20 protein-coding genes and 1 pseudogene are annotated in these 17052 nt (G+C 69.4%); 7 read left to right on the top strand and 14 right to left on the bottom strand.

The window, feature by feature from the left end:
- Positions 1 to 110 precede the first annotated feature (110 nt).
- The 5 genes from epmA to ACXJKQ_RS00575 all read left to right on the top strand — a co-directional run bounded on the left by epmA (position 111) and on the right by ACXJKQ_RS00575 (position 4454).
- Positions 111 to 1211 carry an EF-P lysine aminoacylase EpmA gene (gene epmA / locus ACXJKQ_RS00595; RefSeq protein WP_457103821.1) on the top strand — a complete coding sequence of 367 codons (1101 nt, stop codon included), beginning with the start codon at positions 111 to 113 and terminating at the stop codon, positions 1209 to 1211.
- The gene (locus ACXJKQ_RS00590) at positions 1208 to 2251 is read left to right on the top strand and encodes a lysine-2,3-aminomutase-like protein (protein WP_457103820.1); all 1044 of its coding nucleotides are present in this window, start codon (positions 1208 to 1210) and stop codon (positions 2249 to 2251) included. The genes epmA and ACXJKQ_RS00590 overlap by 4 nt, the downstream gene beginning before the upstream one ends.
- Before the next feature lie 16 nt (positions 2252 to 2267).
- On the top strand, positions 2268 to 2879 hold the full coding sequence (locus tag ACXJKQ_RS00585) for a glutathione S-transferase family protein (protein ID WP_457103819.1): 612 nt from the start codon (positions 2268 to 2270) through the stop codon (positions 2877 to 2879).
- 100 nt (positions 2880 to 2979) lie between these two features.
- The gene (locus ACXJKQ_RS00580) at positions 2980 to 3630 is read left to right on the top strand and encodes an RraA family protein (RefSeq protein WP_457103818.1); all 651 of its coding nucleotides are present in this window, start codon (positions 2980 to 2982) and stop codon (positions 3628 to 3630) included.
- 5 nt (positions 3631 to 3635) lie between these two features.
- On the top strand, positions 3636 to 4454 hold the full coding sequence (locus tag ACXJKQ_RS00575; RefSeq protein WP_457103817.1) for a YdcF family protein: 819 nt from the start codon (positions 3636 to 3638) through the stop codon (positions 4452 to 4454).
- Here the strand turns inward: ACXJKQ_RS00575 and ACXJKQ_RS00570 are convergent.
- From ACXJKQ_RS00570 to ACXJKQ_RS00525, 10 genes are all read right to left on the bottom strand, one after another.
- Entirely contained in the window at positions 4397 to 4699 is a 303-nt protein-coding gene (locus ACXJKQ_RS00570) for a DUF3253 domain-containing protein (RefSeq protein WP_457103816.1), read from the bottom strand. The genes ACXJKQ_RS00575 and ACXJKQ_RS00570 overlap by 58 nt on opposite strands.
- The gene (locus ACXJKQ_RS00565) at positions 4696 to 5469 is read right to left on the bottom strand and encodes a DUF599 domain-containing protein (RefSeq protein WP_457103815.1); all 774 of its coding nucleotides are present in this window, start codon (positions 5467 to 5469) and stop codon (positions 4696 to 4698) included. The genes ACXJKQ_RS00570 and ACXJKQ_RS00565 overlap by 4 nt, the downstream gene beginning before the upstream one ends.
- A 90-nt stretch (positions 5470 to 5559) precedes the next feature.
- Positions 5560 to 5844, bottom strand: coding sequence for an acylphosphatase (locus ACXJKQ_RS00560; protein ID WP_457103814.1), 285 nt, complete (start codon positions 5842 to 5844; stop codon positions 5560 to 5562).
- A 55-nt stretch (positions 5845 to 5899) separates the two neighbouring features.
- On the bottom strand, positions 5900 to 6748 hold the full coding sequence (locus tag ACXJKQ_RS00555) for a formate/nitrite transporter family protein (protein WP_457103813.1): 849 nt from the start codon (positions 6746 to 6748) through the stop codon (positions 5900 to 5902).
- Between the two features lie 146 nt (positions 6749 to 6894).
- On the bottom strand, positions 6895 to 7326 hold the full coding sequence (locus tag ACXJKQ_RS00550) for a gamma-glutamylcyclotransferase family protein (RefSeq protein ID WP_457103812.1): 432 nt from the start codon (positions 7324 to 7326) through the stop codon (positions 6895 to 6897).
- A 33-nt stretch (positions 7327 to 7359) separates the two neighbouring features.
- A complete protein-coding gene (locus tag ACXJKQ_RS00545; protein WP_457103811.1) occupies positions 7360 to 7482 on the bottom strand; it encodes a hypothetical protein in 123 nt (40 codons plus the stop codon).
- A 59-nt stretch (positions 7483 to 7541) separates the two neighbouring features.
- Positions 7542 to 7709, bottom strand: coding sequence for a hypothetical protein (locus ACXJKQ_RS00540; RefSeq protein ID WP_457103810.1), 168 nt, complete (start codon positions 7707 to 7709; stop codon positions 7542 to 7544).
- A gap of 21 nt (positions 7710 to 7730) precedes the next feature.
- A complete protein-coding gene (locus ACXJKQ_RS00535; RefSeq protein ID WP_457103809.1) occupies positions 7731 to 9734 on the bottom strand; it encodes an acetyl-CoA carboxylase biotin carboxylase subunit in 2004 nt (667 codons plus the stop codon).
- 100 nt (positions 9735 to 9834) lie between these two features.
- The gene (locus ACXJKQ_RS00530) at positions 9835 to 10275 is read right to left on the bottom strand and encodes a hypothetical protein (protein ID WP_457103808.1); all 441 of its coding nucleotides are present in this window, start codon (positions 10273 to 10275) and stop codon (positions 9835 to 9837) included.
- Positions 10276 to 10437: 162 nt separating this feature from the next.
- Positions 10438 to 11016, bottom strand: coding sequence for a L,D-transpeptidase (locus ACXJKQ_RS00525; RefSeq protein ID WP_457103807.1), 579 nt, complete (start codon positions 11014 to 11016; stop codon positions 10438 to 10440).
- A gap of 192 nt (positions 11017 to 11208) precedes the next feature.
- Here ACXJKQ_RS00525 and ACXJKQ_RS00520 point away from each other — a divergent pair, with 192 nt between their 5' ends.
- Both ACXJKQ_RS00520 and ACXJKQ_RS00515 read left to right on the top strand, forming a co-directional pair.
- Positions 11209 to 12138, top strand: a complete 930-nt coding sequence (locus tag ACXJKQ_RS00520) for a histone deacetylase family protein (RefSeq protein WP_457103806.1) — start codon at positions 11209 to 11211, stop codon at positions 12136 to 12138.
- Positions 12139 to 12281: 143 nt separating this feature from the next.
- Positions 12282 to 12898: pseudogene (locus ACXJKQ_RS00515) on the top strand (LysE family translocator).
- Between the two features lie 9 nt (positions 12899 to 12907).
- Here the strand turns inward: ACXJKQ_RS00515 and ribB are convergent.
- The 4 genes from ribB to ACXJKQ_RS00495 form a co-directional block, all read right to left on the bottom strand.
- A complete protein-coding gene (gene ribB / locus ACXJKQ_RS00510; protein ID WP_457104058.1) occupies positions 12908 to 13984 on the bottom strand; it encodes a 3,4-dihydroxy-2-butanone-4-phosphate synthase in 1077 nt (358 codons plus the stop codon).
- 34 nt (positions 13985 to 14018) lie between these two features.
- A complete protein-coding gene (aroC, locus tag ACXJKQ_RS00505; protein WP_457103805.1) occupies positions 14019 to 15119 on the bottom strand; it encodes a chorismate synthase in 1101 nt (366 codons plus the stop codon).
- A gap of 92 nt (positions 15120 to 15211) precedes the next feature.
- A complete protein-coding gene (locus ACXJKQ_RS00500; protein ID WP_457103804.1) occupies positions 15212 to 15814 on the bottom strand; it encodes a DUF3578 domain-containing protein in 603 nt (200 codons plus the stop codon).
- Positions 15811 to 16944: an anhydro-N-acetylmuramic acid kinase gene (locus ACXJKQ_RS00495; RefSeq protein WP_457103803.1), complete on the bottom strand. Its 1134-nt coding sequence runs from the start codon at positions 16942 to 16944 to the stop codon at positions 15811 to 15813. The genes ACXJKQ_RS00500 and ACXJKQ_RS00495 overlap by 4 nt, the downstream gene beginning before the upstream one ends.
- Between the last annotated feature and the right edge of the window lie 108 nt (positions 16945 to 17052).

The raw sequence follows: 17052 nt of genomic DNA, 5'->3' as shown, positions 1-17052 counted from the left end.
GCCACTATCGCATCTGCGTCGCGGTTGCCAGCGGGCGAACGCGGGCCGTCGATGGCGGACAGGGCCGGCCGGGGAGCCCCTCCGGGGTCGAGGGCCGGACAGGGCCGAGGATGAGAGTGCTCGAAAACGCGACGCCGCCCGGGGCCGGTCCGGCCGTGACAGGCCCCGTCTCGCCGTGGTGGTCCCCGGATCGCCATGCCGACCGGCGCCCGGCCCTGCTCCTGCGCAATCGCATCCTCGCGGCGTTCCGCGCGTGGTTTGCCGCACGCGACTTCGTCGAGGCGGAGGCGGCCTGCCTCCAAGTGTCACCGGGTAACGAGGCCCATCTGTCGGCTTTCGCGACGGAAGCCGTGGGAGCCAGCGGCGCGCGTACGCCCCTCTACCTGCACACCTCGCCGGAATTCGCGTGCAAGAAGCTGCTTGCAGCTGGGGAGACGCGGCTCGTCAGCGTCGCCCGCGTGTTCCGCAACCGCGAGCGCGGACCGCTGCATCACCCCGAATTCACGATGCTCGAATGGTATCGGGCCGGGGCGTCCTACACGGCATTGATGGCGGATTGTACCGAACTGCTGCGGTGCGCGGCCGAGACGGCCGGCATCCGCCGCTTCGTCCACCGGGATCGGGAGACGGATCCGTTCGCCGACCCGGAACGCCTGACCCTGGCCGAGGCCTTCGACCGGTTCGCCGGGATCGACCTCTTGGCCGGCGTTTCGCGGACCGGCGAAACCGACCGGGACGGCTTGGCCGCCGCCGTCGCCGCCGCAGGCTTGCGGGTCGCAGAGGACGATACCTGGGCCGACCTGTTCTCCCGCGTCCTCGTGGCGCGGATCGAGCCGCATCTCGGTCTCGGGCGCACGACAATCCTCTGCGAGTATCCCGTCAGCGAGGCCGCCCTCGCCCGGCCGGCGCCGCACGATCCGCGGGTGGCCGAGCGCTTCGAACTCTATGCCTGCGGTGTCGAACTCGCCAATGCCTTCGGCGAGCTGACCGACCCGCACGAGCAGCGCCGCCGGTTCGAGGCCGAGATGACGGAGAAGGTCCGCGTCTATGGCGAGCGCTACCCGATCGACGAGGACTTCCTCGCGGCCCTCGCCCTCATGCCGGAGGCGTCCGGGATCGCCCTCGGCTTCGATCGTTTGGCGATGCTGGCCTGCGGTGCGGGACGGATCGAGGACGTGATCTGGACGCCCGTCGCGGAGACGCGGCCATGAACCGGGTGCTGCGCAGCGTCGACGACCTCATGGCGGCCGGCCTCGTCTCGGGCGAGGAGGCCGATGGCGTGAGCGCCGTGCTCGCGCGCTACGCGGTCTCGGTGACGCCCGACATGGCCGAGCTGATCGATCCCGACGATCCCGACGATCCGATCGCCCGCCAGTTCGTCCCCCGGGCGGAGGAATGCACCGCGGCGCCGGAAGAGCGTGTCGACCCGATCGGCGATACCGCACACGCCCCGGTCACCGGCATCGTGCATCGCTACCCCGATCGCGTGCTTCTGAAGCCGTTGCATGTCTGCCCGGTCTACTGCCGCTTCTGCTTTCGCCGGGAGATGGTCGGCCCGGACGGGCTCGGAACCCTCACCGACGCGGAATTAGACACCGCCCTCGCCTACATCGCGCAGGATCCGCGCATCTGGGAGGTGGTGCTCACGGGCGGCGACCCGTTCGCTCTCTCGCCGCGCCGGCTCGGCGACATCGCCGACCGCCTCGCGTCCGTCGCGCACGTGCGGGTCATGAGGCTCCACACCCGCGTGCCGGTGGTGAAGCCCGATCTCGTCTCCGAGGCGATGATCCGGGCGCTCGGACGCTTCGGCCGTGCGGTGTTCGTCGCCCTCCACGCCAACCATCCGCGGGAATTCACGCCGGCCGCCCGCGCGGCCTGCGCCCGTCTGGTCGAGGCCGGGATCCCCATGGTCAGCCAGTCGGTGCTGCTGCGCGGCGTCAACGACGATTCCGCAACTCTCGAGGCGCTGATGCGGACCTTCGTGGAGAACCGGATCAAGCCCTACTACCTGCATCACGGGGATCTGGCGCCCGGCACCTCGCATCTGCGCACCGGCCTGCACGAGGGGCGGGATCTGATGCGCGACCTGCGCGGTCGACTCTCGGGGCTCGCACAGCCGACCTTCGTGCTCGACATTCCCGGCGGGCACGGCAAGGTGCCGGTTGGACCCGGTTATCTGCGCAACACTGCGGACGGGCTGCGGGTGACTGACCCGAACGGTCGGGACCATGCCTACCCGCCGAAAGCGTGACGGAGGAACTGGGACCATGCGCAGGCTTTGGGGCCGCCTCACCTCGGTGAACGTGCAGAAAGCGGTGTGGGCGCTCGACGAGGCGGGACTGCCGTACGAGCGGGTCGAGGCCGGCGGAAGCCACGGGGTCGTCGACGATGCCGGCTACCGCGCGATGAACCCGAACGGCCTCGTGCCCACTCTCGAGGAGGAGGGTTTCGTCGTCTGGGAATCGAACGCGATCCTTCGCTACATCGCGGCGACCAGCCCGGCCCTGGCCCTTCCCACGGATCCCCGTGCGCGTGCCCAGGTGGAGCAATGGGTCGACTGGCAGGCCACCAGCTTCACCCCCGCCATGCGCGATGCATTCTGGCAGCTCTACCGCTCGGCCGATCCCGACCGCGCCCTGATCGCCGCCTCCCTGAAGAAAAGCGAGGCCATGGCGGCGATCCTCGACCGCCATCTCGCGGACAGGGACTACGTGGCCGGTTCGGGCTTCGGCATCGCCGACATCGCCCTCGGCTGCGCGGCGCATCGCTGGCTGAACCTGCCGGCGGAGCGGGTCGAGCGCCCGGCGCTGCGCCGCTGGTACGATCGCCTCGCCGCCCGGCCGGGCGCGACCCGCGCCCTCGGCGAACCCATCGCCTGACGGACGTCGTGGGATTGCCGACGCCTTGCCGGCATGCCGGCGCGATCCACTTGCTCTTTCGCGCCGCCCGGACCGGTGACGGCCTTCCACGGAGCCCCTGATGGCGATCGACCCGACCCTGCGCGACGCACTCTCCGCCGTGACACCGGCGAGCCTCGCCCGGGCGCTGTCGCGGGCCGGAGTAAAGGCCTTCAGCCCGCATGGCCTCTCGCCGCGCGGCAGCCAGACCGTGATCGGGCCGGTCTACACGTTGCGGATGATCCCGGCCCGGGACGACGCTGCGGGCGACCTCGCCGCCGCCATCGACGCCGTTCCCGAGGGGGCGGTCGTGGTGATCGATGCCGCGGGCTCTGCCCTCCCCCTGCCGTTCGGCGCCATCCTCGCGGCGCGCCTCGCCCAGCGCGGCGCCGCGGGTCTCATCACCGACGCGGCCCTCCCCGACGAGATCGGCGTCCCGGCCTGGTGCCGGCCGGCGGCGGCCAGCGGCACCCTGGCCCTGGTCGGTACGCAGGAACGTGTCGCCTGCGGCGGCGCGGCGATCCATCCCGGCGACATCCTCGTCGGCGATTCCACCGGACTGGTCGCGGTGCCGGCGGCCCTCGCCGAGCGGGTGGCCCTCGAAGCCGTGGAACAGCAGCGTCTCGATCTCTGGATTCAGCGCGAGATCGAGCGCGGCGCGAGTCTCGCGAGCCTGCTGCCGCCGGACGCCGCCGCCCTGGCGCGCTTCGAGGCCGAAACGAAGCCGGTCTGAACACCGTGTTCTTTCAGGCCTCGAAGGTGATCTATTTCCTGATCACCCCGTCGAACCTCTGCATCTTCGCGATCCTGTTCGGGATCGCCGTGGCGTCGACGCGGCGGCGGCGGACCGGCCTGGGGATCGCGCTCCTGGGCGTGGCCCTGCTCGGTGCCGCCGGGCTGGGGCCGCTGTCGGACATGGTTCTGCTCCCCCTCGAGCAACGGTTTCCCCCCTACCCGGCCGACGGCCCGGCACCGGTCGGAATCATCGTGCTCGGCGGCGGAATCGAGGCGGGACTCTCGGAAGCGCGCGACCAGGTCGTTGTCAACGATGCCGGCGAGCGGCCGATCTACCTCGCCGATCTCGCCCGCCGCTTCCCGGCGGCACGCCTCGTCTTCTCCGGCGGAAGCGGCTTCATCGGGGGCGGGATCGCGGAGGCCGATATCGTCAGCCGGCAGGCCGACGTGATCGGCGTGCCGCGGACGCGCCTCGTCCTTGAGAACCGCTCGCGGAATACCCACGAGAATGCTGCCTTCTCGGCATCCCTGGTGCAGCCGAAGCCCGGCGAACGCTGGCTGCTGGTGACCTCGGCCGGGCACATGCCCCGGGCGGTCGGCTGCTTCCGGCAGGCCGGATTTACGGTGGACGCCTTCCCGTTAGACTACAAGACCCGCGGCTGGAGCGACGTGACCCGGGTCCACGGTTTCGCGTCGGAGGGGCTGCTGCAGTTCGATTTGGCCGTGAAGGAATGGATCGGCCTCGCCGTCTACCGGCTGTCCGGCTACACTTCGGACTGGCTGCCCGGTCCCGCCCCTGAGCCCGGCAGCGAGAGCCGGTAGATGCCGCGGAAGTCGTCCGGATCCACCGGCTTTCCCTTGCGCAGGATCGCGATTCGGCCCGCATGGGCGAGCCGGACGGCGGTCCGGCGGACCGGCTGCATCAGGGGACCCCAGCCGTCCGGATGGGGGCCGCCCAGCGCGCGGGCGACCTCCGACGGGCAGATGGTCTTGTCGGCACCGCGTTCGGCGACGAGGCGCAGCATCGTCGCCTCGATGGCGAGATCGTCCGGCTTCGCGTCGGTCATGTGCGTGCTTCCTCGGCGGCCGACAGGACGGGGACCTCGAGCGGCCCTTCGTGGGGACCCTCCCCCGCCTCCAAGAGCGCTTTGCGGATCTCCGAGGCGAATTGGCGGCGCCACATGATGATCACGACGGCGGTCGTCGAGGCGAACAGGACGTAGGGACTGATGAACCAGCCGAGATAGGCGAGCGCGAAGAAGAAGGCCCGCTGGCCGCGCGCGAAGTGACGCCCGGCGCTGACGTTCATCGTGGCAAGACGACGCACCGCCCGAAGCATCTCGGTGTCGCTCGCACCGGACCCTTTCGATGGCACGGCGCCGAGGAGGATCGCCGTGTAATTGAACAATCGATAGGCCCAGGCGAACTTGAAGAAGGCGTACACGAAAACTACCGCGAGCCCGGCGACCTTCAATTCCCAGGTCAGGCGGTTTGCCACCGTGCCGAAGGGCAGCGTGGCGAACAGGTTCAGGACGTCATCCCCGGAGCGGGACAGGGTGAGGACCGAGCCCAGGGCGATCAACGAGGTCGATGCGAAGAAGGCCGTGCCGTTCTGCAAGGAGGCGTTGATCTGCGTGTCGACGACCCGGTTGTCGCGGCCGATGACTTGGCGCGCCCAATTGGCCCGGTGGCCGTTCATGATCTGGCTGAGGGAGACCATTCGGCCACGGAGCCGTCCGACCGAGAGACCGTAGGCGATCCAGGCGACGATGAAGTACAGCAGCGCCCCGAGATCGAGGGGCGAGAAGGCGGCGCTGCCGGCGGACAGTTCTGTCATGATCTCCGGATGGCGGATTCGCGATGGGGCGACCCGCATACCAGCCCGAGCGCCCGCGCTGAACCCACACGAGGGCGACGGCGGTCGTCCTCAGCCGTGCAGGATCCTGAAGCCGCCATCGGCGGGCAGGTCGCCGCCGACTCGCACGCGCAGATCGGAGACGCGTGCGCCGGGTGGACCCGACCGGCACAGCGCCTCCATTTCGGCCACCGCGGCCGGTGCGCCGCTGAAGACCGCTTCCACCGAACCGTCGTCGCGGTTGCGCACGGAGCCCGACAGGCCCCGCGCGCGAGCTTCCGACTGCGTCCACGCCCGGTAGGAGACGCCCTGGACCCGCCCTGTGACGATGACGGAGATCGTCCTGGTCTCGCTCATGGCGACGTCGTCTCGCTGCAGAGGCCCGCGCCTGTCGGCGCGGGTCCGGATGGTCCTACTCGGCCGCGATCGGGCGGCGGAGATCCGCGTTCATTGCTTGGCTCCGCGTCGCGCCGGTGCGGACATGCGTGGAGTAGAGCATCAGGCCCGTGAAGGCGATGCCGCCCACGATGTTACCGATCAACGTCGGGATCTCGTTCCAGAGCAGATAGTCCATGACCGTCAGATGGCCGCCCATGAGGATCGCCGACGGGAACAGGAACATGTTCACCACCGAGTGCTCGAAGGTCATGAAGAAGAACACCGTGATCGGCATCCACATGGCGATCACCTTGCCGGGCACCGAGGTCGACAGCATCGCGCCGATGACGCCCGTCGACACCATCCAGTTGCACAGCATGGCCCGGACGAAGAGCGTCAACATCCCGGACGCGCCGTACTTCTCGTAGCCGAGGGTGCGGGCCTCGCCGATGCCGGCGATCAGCTTGCCGACGGCGTTCGGCTCGGTGGCGAAGCCGAAGGTGAAGACGATCGACATCATCACCGCGGTGGTCAGGGCGCCCGCGAAGTTGCCGAAGAAGACCAGCACCCAGTTGCGGGCGACGCCGGCCACGGTGACGCCGGGGCGCTTGTCGATGAGGGCAAGGGGTGTCAGCACGCAGACGCCGGTGAACAGGTCGTAGCCGAGCAGGTACAGCATCGAGAAGCCGACCGGGAACAGCAGCGCCGCGACCAGAGGCTGGCCCGTGGTCTGGTTGATGGTCACCGCGAAGGCGGCGGCGAGGGCCAGGATCGCTCCGGCCATGTAGGCACGGATGAAGGTGTCCTTGGTGGCCATGAAGACCTTCGCCTCACCGGCATCGACGGCCTTCTTCACGAAATCGGCGGGCGCCAAATACGACATGCAGAACTCTCCCTCGCAGGCGCACGCCGATCGTCGTTGGCCGACGGGCGCGCTGCGCAATCACGGATGGCTGGTGCGACGCGAGGCTATCCGTCACCCTCCAGCTCGATCGTGGGCAAGCATGTCGCGTACCAGTTGCGCGCTGCTCAGGAGGGGCAGCCCCGGGTCCAAGTGCTGAGTTCCCGGAGATAGGCTGCCGGAAGCTGCGCGGCGAACGCCGCCGCCACGACAGCCTCGAGGTATCCCGGCCGCGGCCGGCCGGGTGCCGTCGAGCATCCGCGATAGATCAGGGCGCGCTTGACGCCATCCGTCGTGCGGATCGCAATGGCGGCCTTCGTATAGAGCCCCCCGGCGACGCCTTCGTAGCGATCGAGTGCCGGGATGTCGTCGGAGGCGAGTTCCCACAGCACCCCCCAAACGTTTCGCCGGGGATCGCGCACCACGGAGGCATAGCCCTCGCGCATGATGATGAAGCGGTGGTTCGGCAGATGTCCGCCGCCGATCAGCCGCGAATCCGGGCAGCGCAGCGCCATCGCGGCGGCATCCATGTTGGCGCCGTAGGCGAAATAAAGGGGCATCTTACCTGAGGTGAGGAAGCCGAGCGCACCTGCTCACTCGCCCGGTGGATGGTCCAGCCGGCGCACGGCGCGCTCGTTGAGAATCACAGCCGTGTAGGCGACGGCCAGGACGACCGCCGGGATGACGAAAGTCACGAAAATCTGGCCTGAGCTCATGGCATCAGACTCCGAAGCGCGCGTCTCGCCAATGCATGTAAACCGATGCCGGCAGATAGCTAGATGATGGCGAACAGCGCCGTACCGGGCTTGAGCGGCGGCGCGTTCGGGATCTCGAAGCTTATGGCCGTGATCGGCGTCACAACCCCGATCACGACGAGCGCCACCGCGATGTTATTCAGCGCGGTGGCGAGCAATTTTGTCTGTTCGGTTTGAACGACAGACATGCGGCGGGTCGTCGACGCGCTTCAGGCGAATTCCAGGATCACCGCGTCGACGGCGAGGCTGTCGCCTTCCTTGGCGTGGATCTTCGCCACCGTGGCGTCGCGCTCGGCACGAAGCATGTTTTCCATCTTCATCGCCTCGACGACCGCGATCGGCTCGCCGTTCTTCACTTCCTGACCCTCGGTGACGAGGATCTGCTTCACGAGGCCGGGCATCGGGCAGAGGACCTGCTTGCCGGAGCCGGCCTGTTCCTTCACCGGCATCAGAGCGGCGAGTTCTGCCTCGCGGCGGGTGTAGACGCGGGCCTCCGCGGCCGCGCCGGCATGCTGCAGGAATGCGCCGTTGAGCAGGGCGCGCACCTGGATCGCCACGCGCTCCGAACCGATCGTGCCGATCCAGACCGGCTCGCCCGGCCGCCACGCGCTGGCCACCGTGAGCGCCGTCCCATTCTCCTGGGTGACCAGAAGGTCCTCGCCTTCCGGCTCCACGGTCACGGGGTATGACTGGCCCGCGAGGATGACGACGCGCTCGCGCTCGAAGGCGAACAGCCCCGGCGCGCGCATCTGACCGGAAATGCCCCGCTTCCGCTGGTTGAGCTTGTGGTCGATCGCCGCCGCCGCGGCCATCATGCGGATGGCCACCGGACCGGCCGGCTCAGGCGCCGTAAATCCCTCGGGGAATTCCTCGGCGATGAAGCCTGTGGACAGCCGACCTTCCTGCCAGCGCGGATGGGCCATCAGAGCGGAGAGGAACGGAATGTTGTGGCGGATGCCGTCGATCGCGAAGGCGTCGAGGGCTTCGCCCTGGGCGGCGATCGCCTCGGCCCGGGTCGGCGCCCAGGTGACGAGCTTGGCGATCATCGGATCGTAGTGGATGGCGATCTCGCCGCCCTCCTCGACGCCGGTGTCGTTGCGCACGATCGCGGCGCCCTGACGGCCCTCTTCCGGCGGGCGGTAGGTCGTGAGCCGGCCGATCGAGGGAAGGAAGTTGCGGGTCGGATCCTCGGCGTAGACGCGGCTCTCCACCGCCCAGCCGTTCAGCTTCACGTCGTCCTGGGTGATCGGCAGCTTCTCGCCGGCCGCGACCCGGATCATCAGCTCGACGAGGTCGAGGCCGGTGATCATCTCGGTGACCGGATGCTCGACCTGGAGACGCGTGTTCATCTCCAGGAAGTAGAAGGACTTGTCCTGCCCGGCGACGAACTCGACCGTCCCGGCCGAGTCGTAGTTCACCGCCTTGGCGAGGGCGACGGCCTGCTCGCCCATCTTGCGGCGGGTCTTCTTGTCGAGGAGCGGCGACGGTGCCTCCTCGATCACCTTCTGGTTCCGGCGCTGGATCGAGCACTCGCGCTCGCCGAGGTAGACCACGTTGCCGTGCTTGTCGCCGATCAGCTGGATCTCGATGTGGCGCGGGTCGGTGATGAACTTCTCGATGAAGACGCGGTCGTCGCCGAACGAGGAGGCCGCCTCGGACTTGGCGCGGGCGAAGCCCTCCGCCACCTCGGCGCCCGAGTGGGCGATGCGCATGCCCTTGCCGCCGCCGCCCGCGGAGGCCTTGATCATCACCGGGTAGCCGATCTCGTCGGCGATCGTCTTGGCGTGCTCGGGCGATTCGATCACCCCGAGGAAGCCCGGAACGGTCGAGACCTCGGCGGCGGCCGCCGCCTTCTTCGACTCGATCTTGTCGCCCATGGCGGCGATGGCCCCCGGGTTGGGGCCGATGAAGACGATGCCGGCGGCCTCGAGCGCCTTCGGGAACGCCTCGCGCTCGGAGAGGAAGCCGTAGCCGGGATGGACGGCCTGGGCGCCGGTCTTCTTGCAGGCCTCGACGATCTTCTCGATCACGAGGTACGATTCGGATGCGGCAGCGGGTCCGATATGGACCGCCTCGTCTGCCATGGCGACGTGCACGGCGTCGCGATCGGCATCCGAGTAGACCGCTACGGTCTTGATGCCCATTCGACGGGCCGTCTTGATCACCCGGCAGGCGATCTCGCCCCGGTTGGCAATCAGGATCTTTTCGAACATCGCTGGCGCACTGCTTTCGAGATCGCCGGATTGCGCACCGGCTTGATTGTCCCGATAGATCAGTTGCGCCGCGGACGGAAGCTGCGCCTTGGTCTGAGGCTCACGCCGCCAGGGCAAAGGTCATGTGCGGGGCCTGAACCGTGTCACGGACGCGACGGTTGGCTTCCAGGGCGAAGGCGACCAGCGATTCGGCGCTGCTCTCGGCCTCGCGGACGACTTCCATGGCGATCCGAGCGCCCACCGCGCTCGGGCCGTCGCGGCCGCTGAGCGAGGCTGCGAGCCAGGCCGCGACGTCGCGGTCGATGTAGCCGGTCGGGCGCGACCCCCACACGGCGAAGTCGACGACCGAGGCCACCAGGAAGTCGGCGAACGCGTCGGAACCGATCACGGCCCGCTCGAGGGCGATCAGCAGGTCGGCGTCCTCGCGGCTCATGAGGCCGTCCGGGAGAACCTCGCGCTTCAGGACCAGCAGGTCCTCGTCGCTGATGGTGCCGGCCGAAACCGCATGGTTGCAGAACTGTTGAACGGTAATGCTGGTCATGATCGCCTGCCTCCCCGACCTTTGCTGCGGTCGGCGCTAGTCCCTGTGTGTCTTCAACTTACGGGACCGCTTCCCTTCCAGAGGTTAATGGCGAGATCTGAACGGAAGTTCAGGTAAACACCTCCCGATTAAGCAGGCTTATTGGGACGTTGACCGGTTGCGTTACCGGACGATGACCGAGGCCCCGACGGGGACCCGGTTGTATAGGTCCACCACGTCGATGTTGCGCATCCGGATGCACCCGGAGGAGACCGCCTGCCCGATCTTCTCGGGCTCGTTGGTGCCGTGGATCCGGTAAAGCGTGTCCTTGCCGTGGTCCGACAGGTACAGGGCGCGGGCGCCGAGGGGGTTCATCGGTCCACCCTGCATGGCGTGGACGTGAGGCCAGCGCCTGATCATCTCGGCCGGCGGGTTCCAGGCTGGCCACTCGGCCTTTCGGTCGATCCGGGCTGCGCCGGTCCAGCCATAGGCCTCGTCGCCCACCGAGACGCCGTAGCGCATCGCCCGGCCGTTCGGCAGGACGAGGTAGAGCTGCCGCTCCTTGGTCTCGACCACGATCGTGCCGGGCGGCTCCCGGGTCGGGTCGGCGATCTCGTAGCGGGCGAAGTGGGGATCGAACTCCGCCTCCGGGACGAGGGCCATGTATTCCGCGTCGCGCGCAGACAGAGTCGGGTCGGGCACGCCCTTGAAGGTACAGCCTGCCAGCAGCAGGGCTGAGCCGATGACCGATAGGATGCGCATGTTCCTGCCCCGACGATCTTCGCGGCATTGGACGGACCGCACGACGCGTGATGGTGCGGAGCTGTCCCGCGGACGAATCGCTCGACCATAAAGGGCCAACGGCACCCCGCCGTAGTCCGCGCGTTGGGCTCGTGGCACATTGCCGGCTCCTGTTGCAGGTGCGCGACAGGCGAGCATCCGGGAGCGACCCTCGTGACCACCCTCTACGTGAGCCATCCCGCCAGCTTCGATCACGAGGTCCCGGAGGGACATCCGGAGCGGCCGGCCCGGATGCGCGCGGTGGAGCGGGCCCTGGAGGATGAGCGCTTCGCCGGTCTCGTGCGGGCCTCGGCGCCCAGGGCCGAGATCGAGGCCGTCACGCTCGCCCATCCGCGCGAGTACGTGGACGCCCTGGTGGCGGCGGTGCCAGAGCACGGCATGGTCGGCATCGATTCCGACACGATCCTGTCGGCGGGAAGCCTGGAGGCGACGCTGCGGGCCGTGGGTGGCGGGATGCACGCCGTCGACGCCGTCGTCGGCGGCGAGTGCCGCACCGCCTTCGTGGCCATGCGCCCGCCGGGCCACCATGCCGAGCGGACCCGGGCGATGGGATTCTGCCTGTTCAACCACGCCGCCATCGCGGCCCGCCATGCCCAGAAGAAGCACGGCGCCGAGCGGGTGGCCTTGGTGGACTGGGACGTGCACCACGGCAACGGCAGCCAGGACATCTTCTGGGACGACGGTTCGGTGCTCTACTGTTCCACGCACCAGATGCCGCTCTACCCGGGAACCGGCGCGGCCTCCGAGCGCGGCGACAAGGATACGATCGTCAATGTGCCACTCCGGCCCAACGACGATGGCGAAGTGTTCCGGGAAGCGTTCGAGACCGGCATCCTGTCACGGCTGGAAGCCTTCCGGCCGGATGTGATCGTGATCTCGGCGGGCTTCGATGCGCACCGCCTCGATCCCCTGGCCAATCTCCGTCTGGAGGCGGAGGATTTCGGCTGGGCGACGCGCCGGCTGATGGACGTGGCCGAGCGTTGCGCGGGGGGGCGGATCGTCTCGATCCTCGAGGGCGGCTACAGTCTCGAAGGCCTCGGAAAGTCGGTGGCCGCCCATGTCGACGCGCTGATGGGACGCTGACGGCTGCGCCGTTACAGCCGCCCGCCGAAACGCCATGATCGGCCGCCGGGAGGGGACGCCGCCATGCCGCATGCGAATCGACCGATGCCATCCGCCCGAGAGCGCGTCCCAGCCGCCCGCGCCGCCCGTCGGGACGTCGGCCGGTGACGATTGCGGGCTTCCTGACCTATGCGCTGGCCCTCGGCGTCGCCGCCGCCGTGCCCGGACCCGGCGTCGTCGCGCTCGTCGCCCGTGCCCTGGGCTCAGGATTCGGCGCCGCGATGGCGTTCTCGGGGGGCTGATCCTCGGCGATCTGGCCTATCTGGCCGCCGCAACCTTCGGGCTGACCCTGATCGCGGAGGCGCTCGGGACGGTGTTCGTCCTCGTCCGCTATGGCGCCGGCCTCTATCTCGCCTATCTGGCGTACCGGCTCTGGCGGGCGGCCGATAGCGCGGGGCAGGTCGGGGCGGAGGCCCGCGACCGGCCGCTTTCGAGCTTCGTCGCCGGGCTGACCATCACCCTGGGCAACCCCAAGACGATCGTCTTCTACCTCGCGATCCTGCCCACGCTGGTCGATCTGCGCAGCGTGACGGGCGCCGATTTCGTCACCCTGGTCGCCGTCACGGCCGCGACCCTGCTGATCGTGATGACCCCCTACGCGGCCCTCGCGTCGCGGGCACGGGATTCCCTGCGCCGGCCCGGCTTCCGGGCACGGCTGAACCGGAGTGCGGCGGCCATCATGGCCGGCGCGGCGGTCTGGACCGTCCTGCGCCGGGCCTGACCGGACGCCTCAGCCCTCCAGGGGCTCGTCGCCCAGGAGTTCGATGCCGAACCCCGAGAGGCCGACATAGGACCGCGACGAGGTCGCGAGGTTGCGGATCGAGACCACCCCGAGATCGCGCAGGATCTGGGCGCCGAGCCCGATCTCGCGCCATTGCCGCGCCCGCAGGGCTTCCGTGCCCTCCTCGGTGACGCTCTTCACCGGCACGCCCGCGGTACCGTCTCGGAGATAGACAAGCACGCCGCGCCCGACGGCCGCGAAGCGCTTCAGGACGGCATCGATCTGCCGGCCGCCGCCGATCACGTCGGCGGCGACGTTGGAACGGTGCAGGCGCACCAGAACGTCCCGGCCGTCGCCGATCTCGCCCATCACGAAGGCGAATTGCTGGATCGACTCGAAGGGCGTCGAGAACACGTAGGCGTTCACGTCCCCGTGGTTCGAGCGGACCGTGAAATGGCCGACCCGCTCCACCAGCCGGTCGCGCGCCTGCCGGTAGGCGATGAGGTCGGCCACAGAGACCTGCTTGAGACCATGCGTCTCGGCGAAGGCCTCGATCTGCGGCCCCTTCATTACGGTGCCGTCGTCGTTGGCGAGTTCGCAGATCACGCCGACCGGCGGCAGCTCAGCGAGCTTGCACAGGTCGACCGCGGCCTCGGTATGGCCCGAGCGCATCAGCACGCCGCCGTCTCGGGCGATCAGCGGGAAGACGTGGCCGGGCCGCACGAAATCGCCCGCCCCCATGTTGCCGTTGGCCAGCGCCCGCACCGTGTTGCAGCGCTGCTCCGCGGAGATGCCGGTCGTCAGGCCGTGCTTCACGTCCACCGTGACGGTGAAGGCCGTGCCGAGCGGCGCGTCGTTCGAGGCGACCATCGGGGCGAGGTGCAGGCGCCGCGCCTCGCTCTGGGTGATCGGCGCGCAGACGATGCCGCAGGTGTTGCGGATGATGAACGCCATCTTCTCCGGCGTGCAGAGGGAGGCGGCGACGACGAGGTCGCCCTCGTTCTCTCGGTCGTCGTCGTCGGTGACGACCACGATCTCGCCGCGGGCGAAGGCCGCGATGGCCTCGGTGACGGTGCAGTGGGGCACGGGCATTCTCGGGTCGTTGGGGCGAGGACCGGGGTCAGGGCTGCTGCCCGACCTGCCCTCGATGGCGCAGATAGTGATCGGCGAGCACGCAGGCCATCATGGCCTCCGCCACCGGTACGGCGCGGATGCCGACGCAGGGGTCATGACGGCCCTTGGTGACGAGGTCGACATCCGTGCCGTCGCGGGTGACCGAGCGGCGGGGCGTCAGGATCGAGGAGGTCGGCTTCACGGCGAAGCGCACCACCACCGGCTCTCCGTTGGAGATGCCGCCAAGGATCCCGCCCGCGTGGTTGGCGAGAAAGCGCGGACGGCCGCCGTTGCCCGCGCGCATCTCATCGGCATTGTCCTCTCCCCGTAGGGCCGCAGCCGCGAAGCCGTCGCCGATCTCGACGCCCTTCACGGCGTTGATCGACATCATCGCGGCGGCGAGATCGGCGTCGAGCTTGCCGTAGACCGGCGCGCCCAGGCCCGGGGGCACGCCCTCGGCCACCACCTCGATGACGGCGCCCACCGACGAGCCGTCCTTCCGGATCGCGTCGAGATAGGTCTCGTAGAAGGCTGCCGTCTCCGCGTCGGGGCAGAAGAACGGGTTGTTGCCGACCTCAGCCCAGTCCCAGCGCGACCGGTCGATGGCGTGCGGCCCCATCTGGACGAGGGCGGCCCGTATGGTGACGCCCGGCACGACCTTGCGCGCCACGGCGCCGGCCGCGACCCGCGCCGCCGTCTCGCGCGCGGAGGAGCGGCCGCCGCCGCGATAATCGCGGAGGCCGTACTTGGCGTCGTAGGTGTAGTCGGCGTGGCCCGGCCGGTAGCTGTCGCGGATCTCGGAATAGTCCTTGGAGCGCTGATCGGTGTTCTCGATCACCAGCGCGATCGGCGTGCCGGTGGTGAGCTGGCGGCCCTCCGTCCGGTCATCGGAGAACACGCCCGACAGGATCTTCACCTGATCGGGCTCGCGGCGCTGCGTCGTGAACCGCGACTGGCCCGGCTTCCGACGGTCGAGCTCGGCCTGGATCTCCTCGGCTTCGAGCGGCAGGCCGGGGGGACAGCCGTCGACGACGCAGCCGAGCGCGACTCCGTGGCTCTCGCCGAAGGTCGTGACGCGGAACAGATGGCCGAAGGTGTTGTGCGACATGGCGCGGCTGCCTTAGCGCGGGAGCGCCGGGGGCACAAACACCGACGGCCGGACGGACGCAACGCAGCGGCCTGCGTCCCTGTGGGCGTGCGCTAAGAAGGAGCGAGGTCGAGGCCGCCCCGCGCCTTCAGCGCGCGATACGCTGCGACAGCCGTGGCGAGATCCCGGTGCAGTCGGCGCTCATCGCCGAGACCGTCGAGATCGTAGGTCAGGCCGAGGATATGAGCGGCCTCGTAACCCTCCGGCAGCTCGCCCGCGCTCCCTAGGGTGATCGATGCGTTCGGGAGCCTCTCGGCGAAATCGGCCAGCCGGGCGCGGAGGCGGGCGCCGCTGACCTGCAGATGGGCGCCCGCCGCCGTACCGTGCTCCCGGATCGCAGCAACGGTGCCCTGCGCCAGCGACAGGTGCACCATCTCCCGGTGCGCCGCGAACAGGTAGACGAGATAGTAGCCCCGGGTGGCGCTGGTGGTGATCGCGGGATCGAACATCGCGAGCCACGGCACGGCAGCCCAGTGGCTCCCACGCCCCGGGCTGCCCTTCACCAGGAACGGCCCGTCGATCGGTGCCAGGGCGGCGCGCAGCTCCTCCGGCGCGCCTTTGCGGATCACGGCGGCCAGCGGGTGTCCGGCCGGCGGATCGAGGCGGGCGAGCGGATATTCCTCGACGATTCGCCGCAAGGCGTAGCCGAGGCTCACGGCCGCGCCAGGACCCCGCCGGTGATCGCTTCGCGCACACCCGTCGTCGACGGCAAGGTGATCGGCAGGCCCTTGAGCGAGCGCACGGCGAGATACGCGAAGGCCTGCGCCTCCAGGTAGGCGGAGGACCAGCCGATGGCGTCCGCGGTCGTGATCTCGGCGCGCAGGTGGTAGTTCAGCAGACGTACCAGCTCGCCGTTGCGGGCGCCGCCGCCAGCAACGATCCAGCGGGTCGGAATCTCGGGGGCGTGGTCGAGGGCGCGGGCCACGGCGCGCGCCGTGAAGGCCGTCAACGTCGCGGCGCCGTCCTCCGTGGAGAGCTGGCCGGCGAGCTTGTGGGAGAACCAGTTCCGGTCGAGCGATTTCGGCGGCCGGCGGAAAAAGAACGGATGGGTCAGCAGCCAAGCGAGCAGCTGCTCGTCCGGCCGGCCCCGGGCCGCGGTCCGACCGCCGTCGTCGAGGTTCTTGCCCTCGCGCTCCTGCATCCACTCATCGATCAGGGCGTTGCCGGGACCGGTGTCGAAGGCGATGACGCCGCCCTTCGAGTCGATCAGGGTCGCGTTGGCCACGCCGCCGATATTCAGGATGCCGAAGGGTCCGTCGAAGCCCGACGCTTCGGCCAGCGCCTTGTGGAAGACCGGCACCAGCGGCGCCCCCTGCCCACCCGCTTCGATATCGGCGCGGCGCAGGTCCGAGACGACCGGGATGCCGAGCCGGCTCGCCAGCGCCTGCCCGTCGCCGATCTGGATCGAGATCCGCTGGTCCGGCCGATGGATCACGGTCTGTCCGTGGAAGCCGATGACGTCGATTTCGGATGCAACGAGGCCGTGCTCATCCAGGAAACGCTCCACGGCCTCGGCATGGGCGAGCGTAACGAAGACCTCGGACTCCGGCAGACGCCCCGGCCTGTCGCCGGGATGCGTGACGGATTCGGCGTCCTTGGTGGCCGCGCGCAGCAGCGCCTTCTCGTCGTCCGAATAGCCGCGGTAGCCGGTGGGACCCAGCGGCTCCAGGAAGTTGTTGTGGCCCTTGACCACGTGGACCCGCTCGCCATCGGTCTCGATCAGCGCGATGTCGACGCCGTCCAGCGAGGTGCCGCTCATCAGTCCGATCGCGCGCATCATCGCCATGCCGCCCTGCCCCGTGCCTTTCGGCCAACGCCCTGCTAAGAGCGCGCCGTATCCTGAACCCAGCGCGAGCTAGCATGCGGGGCCTCGGCCTGTCGCGCCAGCGCGCGA

This window comes from Methylobacterium sp. P5_C11, from assembly GCF_054049775.1.
The sequence above is the reverse complement of the archived record's forward strand: the minus strand, read 5'-3'. Positions and strand labels throughout refer to the sequence as shown.